13 protein-coding genes, 1 tRNA gene and 1 other RNA gene are annotated in these 14542 nt (G+C 70.1%); 6 read left to right on the forward strand and 9 right to left on the reverse strand.

Annotation, left to right across the window (positions count from 1 at the left end; all coding sequences use genetic code 11):
• Window positions 1-45 precede the first annotated feature (45 nt).
• Window positions 46-420, reverse strand: an RNA gene (rnpB, locus tag B7K22_RS00840) — RNase P RNA component class A.
• 101 nt (window positions 421-521) lie between these two features.
• On the opposite strand from rnpB, the gene B7K22_RS00845 reads away from it, so the two are divergent.
• Together B7K22_RS00845 and B7K22_RS00850 are read left to right on the forward strand one after the other, a co-directional pair.
• A complete protein-coding gene (locus B7K22_RS00845) occupies window positions 522-1274 on the forward strand; it encodes a YaaA family protein (RefSeq protein WP_159448705.1) in 753 nt (250 codons plus the stop codon).
• A gap of 103 nt (window positions 1275-1377) precedes the next feature.
• Window positions 1378-2067 (forward strand): GTP pyrophosphokinase family protein, encoded by a 690-nt coding sequence (locus B7K22_RS00850; RefSeq protein WP_084037918.1) that lies wholly within the window; start codon window positions 1378-1380, stop codon window positions 2065-2067.
• A gap of 4 nt (window positions 2068-2071) precedes the next feature.
• On the opposite strand, the gene B7K22_RS00855 is transcribed toward B7K22_RS00850, so the two are convergent.
• The 7 genes from B7K22_RS00855 to B7K22_RS00885 form a co-directional block, all read right to left on the reverse strand.
• On the reverse strand, window positions 2072-2896 hold the full coding sequence (locus B7K22_RS00855) for a histidine phosphatase family protein (protein ID WP_084037919.1): 825 nt from the start codon (window positions 2894-2896) through the stop codon (window positions 2072-2074).
• Window positions 2897-2898: 2 nt separating this feature from the next.
• The gene (locus B7K22_RS00860) at window positions 2899-3630 is read right to left on the reverse strand and encodes a zinc ribbon domain-containing protein (RefSeq protein WP_084037920.1); all 732 of its coding nucleotides are present in this window, start codon (window positions 3628-3630) and stop codon (window positions 2899-2901) included.
• 22 nt (window positions 3631-3652) lie between these two features.
• A complete protein-coding gene (locus B7K22_RS00865; protein ID WP_084037921.1) occupies window positions 3653-4471 on the reverse strand; it encodes a Nif3-like dinuclear metal center hexameric protein in 819 nt (272 codons plus the stop codon).
• A gap of 9 nt (window positions 4472-4480) precedes the next feature.
• Window positions 4481-5230, reverse strand: a complete 750-nt coding sequence (locus B7K22_RS00870) for a potassium channel family protein (RefSeq protein ID WP_084037922.1) — start codon at window positions 5228-5230, stop codon at window positions 4481-4483.
• A 35-nt stretch (window positions 5231-5265) separates the two neighbouring features.
• Window positions 5266-5339 (reverse strand) — tRNA-Val (locus B7K22_RS00875).
• Window positions 5340-5389: 50 nt separating this feature from the next.
• Window positions 5390-5848 (reverse strand): peroxiredoxin, encoded by a 459-nt coding sequence (locus tag B7K22_RS00880; RefSeq protein WP_084037923.1) that lies wholly within the window; start codon window positions 5846-5848, stop codon window positions 5390-5392.
• Window positions 5845-6273, reverse strand: coding sequence for a DUF3052 domain-containing protein (locus tag B7K22_RS00885; RefSeq protein ID WP_234983247.1), 429 nt, complete (start codon window positions 6271-6273; stop codon window positions 5845-5847). The genes B7K22_RS00880 and B7K22_RS00885 overlap by 4 nt, the downstream gene beginning before the upstream one ends.
• A 238-nt stretch (window positions 6274-6511) precedes the next feature.
• On the opposite strand from B7K22_RS00885, the gene aceE reads away from it, so the two are divergent.
• Window positions 6512-9226, forward strand: a complete 2715-nt coding sequence (aceE, locus tag B7K22_RS00890) for a pyruvate dehydrogenase (acetyl-transferring), homodimeric type (protein ID WP_234983248.1) — start codon at window positions 6512-6514, stop codon at window positions 9224-9226.
• A 257-nt stretch (window positions 9227-9483) separates the two neighbouring features.
• On the opposite strand, the gene B7K22_RS00895 is transcribed toward aceE, so the two are convergent.
• Complete coding sequence (locus B7K22_RS00895) at window positions 9484-11124, reverse strand: hypothetical protein (RefSeq protein WP_084037925.1); 1641 nt, start codon at window positions 11122-11124, stop codon at window positions 9484-9486.
• 223 nt (window positions 11125-11347) lie between these two features.
• Between B7K22_RS00895 and B7K22_RS00900 the strand changes: the two genes are divergently transcribed.
• The 3 genes from B7K22_RS00900 to B7K22_RS00910 all read left to right on the forward strand — a co-directional run bounded on the left by B7K22_RS00900 (window position 11348) and on the right by B7K22_RS00910 (window position 14504).
• Window positions 11348-12517 carry a CdaR family transcriptional regulator gene (locus B7K22_RS00900; protein ID WP_234983249.1) on the forward strand — a complete coding sequence of 390 codons (1170 nt, stop codon included), beginning with the start codon at window positions 11348-11350 and terminating at the stop codon, window positions 12515-12517.
• Window positions 12518-12594: 77 nt separating this feature from the next.
• A complete protein-coding gene (locus B7K22_RS00905; RefSeq protein WP_084037927.1) occupies window positions 12595-13509 on the forward strand; it encodes an ACP S-malonyltransferase in 915 nt (304 codons plus the stop codon).
• Entirely contained in the window at window positions 13506-14504 is a 999-nt protein-coding gene (locus B7K22_RS00910; protein ID WP_084037928.1) for a beta-ketoacyl-ACP synthase III, read from the forward strand. The genes B7K22_RS00905 and B7K22_RS00910 overlap by 4 nt, the downstream gene beginning before the upstream one ends.
• Window positions 14505-14542 lie beyond the last annotated feature (38 nt).

The following is a 14542-nucleotide window of genomic DNA, read 5'->3' on the forward strand; positions in this document are numbered from 1 at the left end:
CGTGGCCCGCGCGCCACGCGTGCCCAGGGACCATGAGGCCCCAGGCGGATGAGCTGGCCTGTACGCCGGGTTCTGTCACTCGCTCGCGTCGCCGCTTGCGAGGGGCGACCATCCATCTAGGCCCTGAGTTGCCTCAGGGCTCAAGCGACCTACCCGGAAGCTCGGGCGGGCAGCCCTCGTGCGCTTCCTGTCTGGCCTTGCTCCAGGTGGGGTTTACCGTGCCGCTCCTGTCACCAGTCGCGCGGTGAGCTCTTACCTCACCCTTTCACCCTTACCCCGCCCCCGAGGGAGCGCGGCGGTCTACTCTCTGTGGCACTGTCCCGCGGGTCACCCCGGGTGGCCGTTAGCCATCACCCTGCCCTGCGGAGCCCGGACGTTCCTCGGGGCCCCGAGGGGCCACGCGGCCGCCTGGCCAGCTCATCCGCTCCGCCAGGATACCGGGCGCGACGCGCCACGGGAAGCACCGAGCGTGCGACGGCGCTCGAGAGCTCCGACCTCGCGAGCCACGTACCCTGGTGCGCGTGCTGATCCTGCTCCCGCCCTCGGAGGGCAAGACCTCGCCGACCGCCGGCGACCCCGTCGACCTCGGGGCGCTCGCGCACCCAGCGCTCGCCCATGCTCGGCGCCGCGTCGGGGATGCGCTGGTGAAGGTGAGCGGGCAACGCAACGCACTGGCGGCATTGGGGGTCGGCCCAAGCCTCGCGGACGAGGTCGAGCACAACAGGGAGCTGTGGACCAACCCTGCAGACGTCGCCGCGAAGGTCTACAGCGGCGTGCTGTTCGAGGCGGCACGCGCCTCGACCTGGGACGGGGCCACGCTCGCTCGCGCGGCCGAGCGCGTGCGCATCATCTCCGCGCTGTGGGGAGCGGTCACCCCAGCCGACCGCATCCCCTCCTACCGGCTGTCCATGTCGACCAGCCTCGGGCGCATCGGCGCTCTCGCGTCCTTCTGGCGCCAGCACCTCGCGAGCGAGCTGTCGCACGTCGCGGACGGCCGAGTCGTGGTCGACTGCCGCAGCTCGTCCTACGTCGCCGCGTGGAGGCCCGCTGGCGCCACGCTGCTGTCCGTGCGCGTCGAGCGTGAGCTGCATGGCAAGCGCAGCGTGGTCAGCCACATGGCGAAGCACACGCGCGGGCTCCTCACCGGAGCGCTGGTGAGGGCCGATGCGGCGGCAGAGTCCTGCTCCGATGTCGCCGACGTGACACGCACGTTGGACGGCGTGATCGACATCCGCCTCGACCACCGCGAGCTCACCGTCGTCGTGGGCGCCTGACCCCTGCCTGGCCGCGGTCGCCCCCCGCCGGGAACCGAACGCGGCGCGCGCACGTCACCTCACCAGACGCGTCACCGTGCACGAGCGACATGACAGGGAACCCATGACAGACCAGCTCACCGTCCAGCCCATCGCCGTCCTCACCGGCGCCGACGTGGGCGGCGTCGACCGCGACCAGCTGCTCGCCATGCGGCGGGAGATCCAACGGTTCCTGCTCCAGTACGAGTTCGGCCTGCGCGAGATCGGCACCAAGATCGACATCCTCCGCGACGAGTTCCTCGAGCTCCACGACTACAACCCCATCGAGCACGTGTCGAGCCGCGTCAAGTCGCCCGAGAGCCTGGTCGACAAGATCGCTCGCAAGGCCCTGGGCACCGACCTCGAGTCGATTCGGGAGCACGTCACCGACATCGCGGGCATCCGGGTGACCTGCTCCTTCACAAGCGACGTGTACCGACTGTTCGGCCTCCTCACCCGGCAGGACGACGTCTCCGTGCGCTCCGTGAAGGACTACATCGCGAGTCCCAAGCCGAACGGCTACCAGAGCCTCCACGCCGTGATCGAGATCCCCGTGTTCCTGTCATCTGGCCCGGTATCCGTGCCTGTCGAGGTGCAGTTCCGCACCATCGCCATGGACTTCTGGGCGAGCCTCGAGCACAAGATCCACTACAAGTACGACGGCGACGTGCCCGCGCGGCTCACGGAGGAGCTGCGGGAGGCCGCCGCCACCGCCACGGAGCTCGACGACCGCATGGCTCGGCTTCACCGCGAGATCCACGGCGACACGGTCTGACGCGTCAGCCCGTCGGCGCTCCCACGCACAGCACGTGGCGCTCGACGATCTGACCGTCTCCGCGCACCCGCAGCTGCAGGATCGTCATCGAGGCAGGCTGCGGCCAGATCGAGCCCCAGTGTGCGCTGTCCATGGCCAGCGAGATGCCCACAGCGGACTTGATCGCGACGGCGTGCGAGGCCACGGCCCACGCGCGCGCGACGTCCTCGCGCTCGCACAGCGCCGCATGCTCGCGCGCCGCGTCGCGCAGGAACTCATCGAACCGCGCGCCGACGTCGGGAATCGACTCGCCGCCGGGAGCAGGGATCTCGCCGAACCGCCATCGGTGGATCGCGTCACCGTCGCGCTGCGCGACATCGTCGCTCGTGAGGCCCTCCCACGCACCGAAGTCGATCTCGCGCACGCGCGGCTCGGTCTCGACATGTGCGCCGATGCGCCTGCCGATGGCCGCGCCGGTCTCTTGGGTGCGGGTCATCGGAGAGGCGAGCACGCGCGTAACGTGCGGGACGCGGTCCCAGCTCCTGCGCCCGATGCCGTAGACCGCATCGGCGGCCTTGGCGACCTGGATGCGTCCCTGCGAGTTGAGCGCAGGTCCCGCCACAGCCGAACCCGACAGCGCGTGGGTGAGGGTCATGTCGGTCACGCCATGGCGCACGAGCACCAGCGTCAGCGGGCTGACGAGGTCGCCGTCCTCGACCGAGAACAGCGAACGATCGCGCGTGCGCGGCGTCGCAGTGGACGAGCCGTCAGGCCGGCCATCCTCGGCGGTGTCGTCGTACTCAGGGCCGGCGTCGGGTCCGGTGTCGTGCTCGTGCTCGTGCTCGGTCACGCTCAGCCCCTGCGCACGAGGATCCGGCCGCACTCCTCGCAGCGCACCACCTGGTCAGGTGCCGCGGCCTCGATCGCTCGCAGATCCGCTGGGTTGAGCGTCATGTGGCAGCCCAGGCACTGCGAGCCCTGGAGCGCGGCGGCTCCGATCCCGCCGCGCTGCTCGCGGAGGCGCTCGTACAAGGCCGTGAGCCCGGCGTCGAGGCCGTCCGCCGCCCGGGCGCGCTCCGCGCGCGCCTCAGCGATCTCCTCGTCGATGGCGCCGCCCTCGATGTCACGGGCGCGCTCGAGCTCGCCGCGCCGCGTGGCGATCTCCGCGCGGCGCGCGGTCACGGCGTCCTCGACCCTCTCGGCGTTCTCGAGACGCTCCATGGCCTCGAGCTCAATGTCCTCGAGGTCGCTGAGGCGGCGCGTGAGCACCTCGAGCTCGCTCTGCAGCGCCTGCAGGTCCTTGGCGTTGGTGCCACCGGACGCGAGGCGCTGCTCGTCTCGCTCCTTGCGCGCACGGACCGCCTGGACGTCGTCCTCCGCCTTCGTGACCTCGCGGCGAATGTCCGAGGCCTCGGTGCCGCGCGCTACGCGCTCGACCTCGAGCGCCTGGTCCTCGGCGGCGAGCTCGGCGAGCTGGGCGAGCACGGGCAGCGTGGCCCGCCGATGCTCGAGCTGCTGGATGCGCAGATCCGCGTCCTGCACGTCGAGGAGTCGCAACTGATCGGCAGCGGGGGCGGTGGGCACAGAGTCCTCCGTAGGGGTCGTCTCAGGCGCTGAAGCGCGCGGTCCAGGGATCGGTCGACAGGGTCGAGACCGTCACGTCCACGCCCGCGGCATCCGCGACGTGCTCGGCCGCGTCCGCGAGCCAGAGCCACTCCGAGGCGTAGTGGGACACGTCGACCAGGTAGGGGCGCCCATCGCCGAGCTCGGCGAGCTCTCGCGCCTCCGAGGCCGGATGATGGCGCAGGTCGGCGGTGACATAGACGTCAGCTCCGCTCACGCGCACGGCATCAAGGAAGGAATCCCCGGCGCCGCCCACCACCGCGACCGTGGACACCAGGCCGTCGAGGTCGCCGGCGACGCGCACGCCATGCTCCGTGGGAGGCAGCGCCCCTGCCACGGCCTGGGCGAACTCGCCAAGCGTGAGCGGACCGGCCAGCATGCCGATACGCCCCGTGCCCTCGGCGCCCGCCTGCCCTGCCGGGATCAGCGGCACCGGGTCGACCACGCCCACCGCGGCCGCGAGAGCGTCGCACACGCCCCCGGCCGCCGCATCGGCGTTGGTGTGGGCCGTGTACAGCGCGATCCCGCTCGAGATCAGGCGGTGGACGACGGCGCCCTTGGGCGTCGACGACGCGACGGACGTCACGCCGCGCAGCAGCAGCGGATGGTGCGTGACGATGAGATCGGCGCCCAGTTCGATCGCCTCGTCGACCACGGCGAGCGCCGGATCGACAGCGAACAGGATCCGGCGGACGTCGGCCGACGGGTCGCCGACCGCAAGTCCGTTGACGTCCCAGGGCTCGGCCAGGTCGGGCCGGAAGCGAGCTTCGAGAAGATCCGCGATGTCAGCGACCGTGGGCATGCGACAACGCTACTGCCCTTTCGACGGCCCGCGCTCCGCGAGGCCATCGATCTTGGCCTCGAGCCGCTCGATGCGCTCCAGCAGCTGGTGGTGACGGTCGACCTCCCGCTCCTCCTCGTCAGCATCCTCCCCCGAGCTGGTGAGCTGCACGAACCAGGCGGCCACGGAGGCGGTCACGACACCGATGAGCGCGATGCCGATGAGCATCATGATCCCCGCGATCACCCGACCCGTCACCGTCACGGGCGCGAAGTCGCCATAGCCGACGGTGGTCACGGTCACGATCGCCCACCACACGGCGTCGCCGAACGACTCGATCTGAGCGTCCGGCTTGCCCCGCTCCGCGCTCAGCATGGCGACGGAGCCGATCCACAGCAGCAGCACCACGGACACCGCGACGGCCTGCGAGGTCTGCACGCGCCCGCGCGTGCTCGCGAGAGCCGTCCCCTCGGTGAAGACCGTCAGGATCTTCAGCGGTCGCGCCGGCGGATAGAGGACGGCGAACACATCGATCGGGTGCGTCCACAGGTACCGCCACGACTTCTTGGAGATGATCGTGCGCACGACGATGTCCACGACGAACGCCACCCAGATCCAGGTGAGCGCGACTGTCGTCACCGTGTCGACCACGGGGTGCATGTCGTCGTGGAAGATCACGCGCCCTGACCACACCACCAGGAACACCAGCGCCAGCGCAAGCATCCATGGATCAGTGCGCCTTGCGTAGGCGTCGTACCGCTCGCCCATCGGCTCGGCCACGCGCAGTCCCTCCGTCGACGTCGCTTCGGTCAGCGTGGGCCCTGCCGGACTCGAACCGACGACACCTGCGGTGTAAACGCAGTGCTCTAACCAGCTGAGCTAAGGGCCCGAGGCCCATTGTTGCGCATCGGCGGCGACGCCCGTGCCCGGCATGCCGCGCTACAGTGCCGCGATCGCCGCCCGGTAGTCCTCGATGTCGCGCGCCTCGCCCACGGGGTTGATCACTGACCACGCCACGTCGCCCTGCGCATCGATGAGGAACGTGCCGCGGGTCGCAAGGCCCTTCTGCGGGTTGAACACCCCGTAGTCGCGGGACGCCTCGCCGTGGGGCCAGAAGTCGCTGAGCAGCTCGTCCTGGTATCCGTGCGCATCCGACCACGCCTTGAGCGTGTAGATGGAGTCGCACGACACCACGAGCACCTCGAGCGCACGGCCGTCCGTGAGGTCTGGTGCGTCGCGCAGCTCGATGAGCTCGTTCGTGCACGTGTCGGAGAACGCGAACGGCACGAAGACCAGCAGCACCGCGGCGCCGCGGTAGTCGCTGAGCGTCACACGGCGGCCATGATGATCGGTCAGGGTGAAGTCGGGAGCGGGACGTCCTACTTCGGGTTCTGTCACTTACTGCGGCCCTTCTCGACCAGCTGGGTGCAGGACCAGCCTTCGCCGACCACGAATGTCGACGTGGCGTGCAGGCCTGCCAGAGAAGACGATTCTTGCACCTCGCCGGGGAGCACGTGACCAGTGGTGCCCGCCTTGGGCGTCAGCAGCCATACGCATGCGCCGTCGTCGAGCAGCGACTGCACGTCCATCAGCATGTCCGCGAGATCCTCGTCGCCGTCCCGGAACCACACCAGGGCGCCGTCGGTGACGTCACCGAACTCCTCGTCCGCGAGGTCCTCGCCGGTGAGGTCCTCGATAGCCGTGCGCAACGCCTCATCAGCATCGTCGTCGTAGCCGAACTCCTGGATGATCATCCCGCGTTCGAATCCGAACCGGTCGATGACGCCAGCATCGATGGTGCTGGCACCGTCCTCAGTCGCCACGGTGGCGATGCTCCCTTCGTCGGTGGTGCGGGCCAGGCCCGCCGCTCACGTCTCACAGTAGAGCTCATGTCGCGGCGATGGCAACGTCCAGGGTGCCGGCGGTGGGATGATGGGCGGGAACACCTTGGCGTGACATTCACGCCGGATGTGGGAACAATGGCGAGAGCGGCGGCATCCCCGCCCCCCACCCACACGTATGGACGGCGCATCACCCCTGCGCCCAGACGAAAGGTCACCGGTGGCAGAGCACGGCGAGGTTGACAAGGACCCGAACGAGACCGGCGAGTGGCTCGAGTCGCTGGATGGGCTGATCGACAGCCGCGGCGAGTCTCGCGCCGAATACGTGCTCGACCGGCTGGTCGAGCACGCAGCCACCAAGCAGCTGTCGGTGCCGCTGAGCCTCAACACCCCGTACGTCAACACCATCCACGTCGACGATGAGCCCGAGTTCCCCGGCGACGAGGAGATCGAGCGCCGCTACCGCGGGTGGATCCGCTGGAACGCGGCCGTGATGGTGACGCGCGCGCAGGCCGGCAACAAGGGAGTGGGCGGCCACATCTCCTCGTACGCGTCGGTCGCGACGCTGTACGAGGTCGGACTCAACCACTTCTTCCGGGGCAAGGACCACCCCGGCGGCGGTGACCAGGTCTACTTCCAAGGCCATGCCGCTCCCGGCGTGTACGCGCGCGGGTTCGTGGAGGGCCGGCTGTCCGAGGAGGACCTCGACTCGTTCCGCCAGGAGAAGTCGGCCTCGGGCCGCGGCCTGTCGTCGTACCCCCACCCGCGCCTCATGCCCGAGCTGTGGGAGTTCCCCACGGTGTCGATGGGCCTCGGTCCCGCATCGGCCATCTACCAGGCCTGGACCAACCGCTACCTGCAGCTTCGGGGCATCAAGGACACGTCGCAGCAGCACGTCTGGGCCTTCCTGGGCGACGGCGAGATGGACGAGCCGGAGAGCCGCGGCATGCTGCAGCTCGCCGCCAACCAGAACCTCGACAACCTCACCTTCGTGGTCAACTGCAACCTGCAGCGCCTGGACGGCCCCGTCCGCGGCAACGGCAAGATCATCCAGGAGCTCGAGGCGTACTTCCGCGGCGCCGGCTGGAACGTCATCAAGGTGGTGTGGGGCCGCAACTGGGATCCGCTGCTCGAGCGCGACGAGGACGGCGCCCTGGTCAACCTCATGAACACCGTCCCCGATGGCGACTTCCAGACCTTCCGCGCCGAGTCCGGCGCCTTCATCCGCGATCAGTTCTTCGGAGGCGACCCCCGCGCCAAGGAGCTCGTCAAGGACATGACCGACGACGAGATCTGGGCCCTCAAGCGCGGTGGGCACGACTACCAGAAGCTGTACGCCGCCTACGCGAGGGCCACGACCGAGGCGAATGGCAAGCCCACGGTGATCCTCGCGAAGACCATCAAGGGGTACGGCCTGGGCGCGAACTTCGCGGCCCGCAACTCGACCCACCAGATGAAGAAGCTCGCGGCGGCCGATCTCAAGGTGCTGCGCGACACGTTCGAGATCCCGTTCAGCGACGAGCAGCTGGAGGCGGATCCGTACAACCCGCCGTACTTCCACCCCGGTGCCGACGATCCCGCCATCCAGTACATGCTGGACCGCCGCAAGCAGCTGGGCGGATTCGTTCCCGAGCGCCGCGACCCCGGCAAGCAGATCAAGCTTCCGGACGACAAGGCCTACGAGCTGCTCGCGAAGGGCTCCGGCAAGCAGGAGGTCGCCACCACCATGGCGCTCGTGCGCCTGTTCAAGGACCTGGTCAAGGACAAGGAGTTCGGGCACCGCCTGGTGCCGATCATCCCGGACGAGGCACGCACGTTCGGCCTCGACTCGATCTTCCCCTCCGCCAAGATCTTCAATACCAGCGGGCAGAACTACCTGCCGGTGGACCGCGAGCTCATGCTGAGCTACAAGGAGTCTGAGGCCGGGCAAATCATGCACACCGGCATCAACGAGGCCGGCTCCGCGGCCGCGTTCCAAGCCGTCGGCACGTCGTACGCGACGCACGGCGAGCCACTGGTGCCGTTCTACATCTTCTACTCGATGTTCGGCTTCCAGCGCACCGGCGACCAGTTCTGGGCTGCGGGCGACCAGCTCACGCGCGGCTTCATCATCGGCGCGACCGCTGGCCGCACGACGCTCGCTGGCGAGGGACTGCAGCACGGCGACGGCCACTCCCCCATCCTCGCGGCGACCAACACCGCCGTGGTCCAGTACGACCCCGCGTTCGGGTACGAGATCCGTCACATCATGAAGGACGGCATCCAGCGCATGTACGGGCCCGAGGATGGGCGCGACAAGAACGTCATGTACTACCTGACGGTCTACAACGAGCCCATCCAGCAGCCGGCCGAGCCCGAGGACGTGGACGTCGAAGGCATTCTGAAGGGCATCTACAAGTACGCCTCCGCTCCCGAGGGCGACGGCCCCGAGGCGCAGATCCTGGCATCGGGCGTGGGCGTGCCGTGGGCACTCGAGGCCCAGGAGCTGCTCGCCGCCCACTACGGTGTGCGAGCCACCGTGTGGTCCGTCACCTCGTGGAACGAGCTGCGCCGCGATGCGCTCGCCGCGGACCAGCACGCCTTCCTCCACCCCGAGGACCAGCCGCGGGTGCCGTACGTCACCCAGAAGCTCCAGGGCGCCCAGGGACCGTTCGTCGCGACCAGCGACTACGACCACCTGGTTCCCGACCAGATCCGTGCGTGGGTGCCAGGGCAGTACGCGACGCTGGGTGCCGACGGCTTCGGCTTCTCCGACACCCGCGCTGCGGCCCGCCGCTACTTCAAGATCGACGGCCCCTCCACCGCGGTGCGCGTGCTCCAGCAGCTCGCGCAGCGCGGCGACATCCCCGCGCACCTGGTGAAGGATGCGATCGACCGGTACGACCTGCACGACGTGTCGAAGGGCACCTCAGGAAACGCCGGCGGCGACGCTTAGCAGGCGCTTCCTGCAACGCACCAGGCCGCTCACCCCACGAGGGGTGAGCGGCCTTCGCGTTCCGTCGCCTCACATGGCTGCGCGGGGCCGATGCGCGTGCTGGCTCTGCCGGGCGGTCACGGCCTTCATCGACAGCAGTCGCCCTCGGAACCGGCGCTCGCCTCCGCGGAACTCACAGGCCATCTGCGACCGAGCGACCCACCTCGCGCTCGGCGCGCCCGCAGATCTGCACCTGGTCTGTGAGGTGAGGAAGCGACCTAGACAGCGTCACCGCGACCGGGGTCGTCGCGTCGCGGCAACTCGTCGTCGGTCGCCGATCGCTCGGCTCCCGGCGCCGTGTCATCGAGATCCGCTCCGGATGAGTCCGGGCCGCCGTTCGTATGGGCTTCGCTCGCCTCACGGCCGTTCGCGTCGAACGCAGGCTCGTCTTCCCGAGGCTGCTCCGCGCGCGCCTGCTCGGGGTTCGACTCCTCGGGGTTCGACTCCTCGGGGTTCGACTCCTCGGGGTTCGACTCCTCGACGCTCGACTCTTCGACGGTGGGTTCGGCGAAGCTCGCCGCATCGACGTGTGGCTCATCAGCACCGCGCTCCGGACCGGCGAGCGTGTCGAGCCCCGGTTCGGCGTCACCGGAGTCGACGGCGTGGTCGCCCGCGGGCGGTTCCTCCGGCACAGGCGCGGCGTCGCTCGCCTCACTCTCGCTGAGTCCGGCGTCGCTGGGGCCATCGTCAGCCCGAGCCTCCCCTGCGGGTGCCGGCGCGAACCCAGGCTGCGACGGGCTGTCCGACTCCGACGGCACGGCCGGTTCAGTGGTACCGGACGGTTCCGCCCACGGTGACGTCGTGCCCTGAGCCGCCACGGGTTCGGCGCGGGTCTCGGGTTCATACGGCCGTGCGGCGGACGCTTCGCTCCCGGCAGGTTCGTTCGCTGAGTCGTCGCGAGCGCCCGCCGCCGTGCCGGTCGCGGCACCGGCCGCCGCCGCTGGGCCCGCGCTCGCATCGGCCCCGGCCGTGGCCGCTGGTGCCGTCTGGCCACCCGGCGAGCCCGGCGCGCCTCGCTGCTGGACGTTGCCGTCGGGCTCGCGGGCAACGGTGGTGCTCGTCTCGCCCGCGACCGCAGACGTGCCGACCATGGCGAGGGCCCGGTCCGACTCCTTGATCGAGCGCCGCACGCCGACGGCGAGCATCACGATCACGATGAGGACCACGACGAGAAGCGCCCACAGCAGGGCGAGAAGCAGGCCGGAGAAGGCGCTGTCGGGAGCGACGCGAAGGTAGCCGTCGCCTCCGCACTGCCCGTCCGGGCCGTACAGCGTCGCGGCGACGTGATACGTGCCGGTCAGCAGCAGCGCGCCGGCATCGATCACGGGGGCGACCTCCACCGACCCGGACCACTCCGTGGCTCCCGCGCCGTTGGTGAGCGTGGCGCTGTCGAGGGGGATCTCGAATCCGCCCACGAGCAGGCTGACATCGACGGTCGCTTCGGGCGATTCGATGCCCACCGACCCGGACCACGCGATCGTGTCGGTCGCGGTCGCCTCGAATGGATCGATGGCCGTGGTCTGCGCGACGCTCACCGGCTCCGTCTCGAGCGAGGAGGTGCCCTCGAGGGTGCAGGCTTGCGTGAGCGAGCCGCCGCGCAGGATCTCGGGGATGCCGGTGAGTGCGACTCCGCCGAGCATCGCCGCGATCACGATGACCGTCGTGAAGCGCCCCCGAGCGAGAGCGGGGCGCTGGGTGAGCAGCCACGACACCGCGAAGACGAGGACGGCCACGATGGCGAAGAGCGGAAGCCGGTCCGGCGGGAGCACGCCGATGATCCAGAGCAGTGCCATCACGATCAGCCCGAGAAGGGCACCGAGCAGCGCGCCTACCAGCGGCTTGGGTCGAGCTTCCGTCATTGTCTGCTCCCTCCGGGTGCGTGCACCGGTCTGATTGCACCGTAACCCCTGCTGGGGCCTTTCACCAGGACGAACCGCGGCGCACCGCCTCCATCCCCGACGTGTTCCTGCGTGCTCGCACCTGTGCCGAACCACAGTGTCCGAGCCGGTCTTCTTCGGCATTGTCCGTTCGAGCCACCACTGTCGTTGTCGATGGCCGACAACGACCCCTATGCTGGCGCGCATGGCCACTGCCCAGGCGCGCTCGGACACCTTGCGCCGTCTGCGAGCCGCCGCCGGACGACTCTCGACCGCCGCGCTGCGCAGCCTCGACGCCGAGTTCGGCTGGTTCCGCACGCTGCCGGCTCAAGAACGCTCATGGGTCGGCACGGTCGCCCAGGCCGGCATCGACTCCTTCGTCGCCTGGTACGCAGATCCGCAGCACAGCCACCGCAGCGCCACCGAGGTCTTCGCCGCGGCCCCGCCCGAGCTCACGCGCTCGGTGTCGCTCCAGCACACCCTCGCGATCGTCAGGACCGTGGTCCGCGTGGTCGAGGAGCACGCCGGGGAGTTCGCGTCGCCTGGCTCCGAGCGCGAGGTGCGCGAGGCGATCCTCCTCTTCTCACGCGAGATCGCGTTCTCCGCGGCGGAGGTCTACGCGAGGGCCGCCGAGTCGCGGGGCGCCTGGGACGCGAGGCTCGAGGCGCTCGTGGTCGACGCCCTGGTGCGCGGGGAGGTCGACGAGGATCTGCCCTCGCGTGCGGCTGCGCTCGGATGGAAGCCCGGTCCCACGCTGGTCATGGTGGGGCTCACGGACGGCACGCTCGGCGAGGTGCAATCGGCGGAGCTGAGGCGCACCATCCGGCGCGCCTCGCACGGCGCCCTCGTGGGGATCCACGGCGAAGACCTGGTGGTGATCGCGCGGTCCGACGAGGATCACGACAGGCTGTCGCGCCAGCTCCTGCCGTCGTTCGGCCCCGGTCCGGTCGTGATCGGACCGGCCGCGATCACGCTCGTCGAGGTTGCGCGCGCCACACGGGCGGCGCTGTCAGGCGTGGTCGCCGCGCCGGCGTGGTCCCTCACCCCGCGGCCGGCGGCGGCCGACGACCTGCTGCCCGAGCGCGTGCTCGTGGGAGACACGGCGGCTCGAGATCGCCTCATCGCCATCGCCTACGACCCGATCCAGAATGCAGGTGGATCGCTCGGCGACACCATCGCCACCTACCTCGACTGCGGTCGATCGCTCGAGACCGCCGCGCGCACCATGTTCGTCCACCCCAACACGGTTCGCTACCGCCTCAAGAAGGTCGCCCAGATCACCGGCTGGGACGTGCTCTCCACTCGTGATGCGCACGTGCTCGCGACGGCGTTCGCGCTGGGACGGCTGCGCGACTCGAGCCACCCCCCTTTGTAGACTGTCGACAAATCTGCACGGCCGAAACCGTCAGTGAGAACTGCGCAGGCGACCGACAGATGGGAGATGCTAGAAGCATGATCGCCGTCCTCTTCCCCGGCCAAGGCGCCCAGAGCCCCGGCATGCTCGAGCCGTGGCTGGCGCTCGACGCTGTGTCCGCGCACCTCGCCGAGTTGTCGGAAGCCACAGACGCCGACGTTCTCGCGCATGGGACGACCTCCGACGCTGACACCATCCGCGACACGGCTGTCGCCCAGCCGCTGCTGGTCGCCGCCGGCCTCGCGACGGCCCGCGTGGCCCTCGGCGGCGCGGCGCCCGGCCTGGTGGCTGGCCACAGCGTGGGCGAGCTGGGCGCGGCCGCTCTCGCGGGCGTGTTCGACGACGCCACCGCGATGCGGCTGGTCACGGCCCGCGCGAACGCGATGGCCCAGGCCGCCGCGAGCTCTGAGCCCACGTCGATGGCTGCCGTGCTCGGCGGCGTCGAGGAAGAGGTTCTCGAGCGCCTCGAGCAGCTGGGCCTGACGCCTGCGAACATGAATGGTGGCGGCCAGATCGTGGCCGCCGGGGCGAAGGCCGGCATCGAGGCGCTCGTCGCCGAGCCGCCGGCTCGCGCCCGGGTGATCGAGCTCCAGGTCGCAGGCGCGTTCCACACCTCGTACATGGAGCCTGCCGTCGCGGCCCTGGCCGCCGCCGCCGCAGAGGTCTCCCCTGCCGCGCCCACGTCCACCCTGCTGTCGAACTCCGACGGCTCCGAGGTGACCGACGGCGCGGACGCGCTCGAGCGCATCGTCCGCCAGGTCGCGAGCCCCGTCCGCTGGGACCTCTGCCAGGAGCGTATGCTCGCCCTCGGCGTGACCGGCATCCTCGAGGTCGCGCCGGGAGGCGTGCTGACTGGCCTCGCCAAGCGCTCGCTCAAGGGCGTGCCGGCCGTCGCGCTCAAGTCCCCCGATGACCTTCCCGCCGCCCGAGAGCTTGTGGAGCAGCACGCGTGACGACACTGAACATCAGCCGGGGCCCCGAGTTCTCGCGCATCGCCGGCCTGGGCGTCGCGCGCGGTGAGAACGCCGTGCCCAATGAGGAGATCATCGAGCCCATCAACTCGTCCGACGAGTGGATTCGCAAGATGACCGGCATTTCGACGCGCGTGCGCGCCGACGCCACGACCTCGGTCATCGACCTCGCGGAGTCCGCATCCCGGGATGCGCTCGCCGCGGCGGGCATCGACGGCGGCGACGTTGACGCCCTCATCCTGTCGACCATCACCTACCCCCACATGACCCCCGGCGGCGCTCCCGTCCTCGCCGACCGCATCGGCTCGACGGGCGCCGCGTTCGACATCTCGGCCGCGTGCGCCGGGTACTGCTACGGCATCGGGCAGGCCGACGCGCTCGTGCGATCCGGCTCCGCCCGCAACGTGCTCGTCGTGGGCGCGGAGAAGATGAGCGACTTCATCGACCCCGCCGACCGCTCGATCTCGTACCTCCTGGGCGATGGCGCCGGAGCTGTGGTGGTGAGCGGGTCGGAGTCGCCGGGCATCGGGCCAACGGTATGGGGCTCCGACGGCTCGGGAGCGCAGCTGATCCGCCAGACGTCCTCGTGGCTCGAGGTCCGAGATGGCGAGGCAGACGCCTTCCCCACGCTCTACCAGGAGGGTCCGAGCGTCTTCAAGTGGGCCTCCTTCAAGATGGCCCCGGTGGCACTCGAGGCGATCGCCGCAGCCGGGGTGACACCCGACGACATCACCGCGTTCATCCCGCACCAGGCGAACATCCGGATCATCGACCAGATGGTCAAGCAGATCGGCCTCCCCGATCACGTCAAGGTGGGCAAGGACATCGTGGACAGCGGGAACACGTCCGCGGCCTCGATTCCTCTCGCCACCGAGCGCCTGCTGCGCGACGGCGAGGTGGCCTCAGGCGACCTCGCGCTGCAGATCGGGTTCGGCGCTGGCCTGGTCTACGCCGCGCAGGTCGTGGTCCTGCCGTAGCCGCCCGAGCACAACTAGAGTTCCAAAGGTCCACAACC

The organism is Demequina sp. NBRC 110053 (assembly GCF_002090095.1).
Classification (GTDB): domain Bacteria; phylum Actinomycetota; class Actinomycetes; order Actinomycetales; family Demequinaceae; genus Demequina.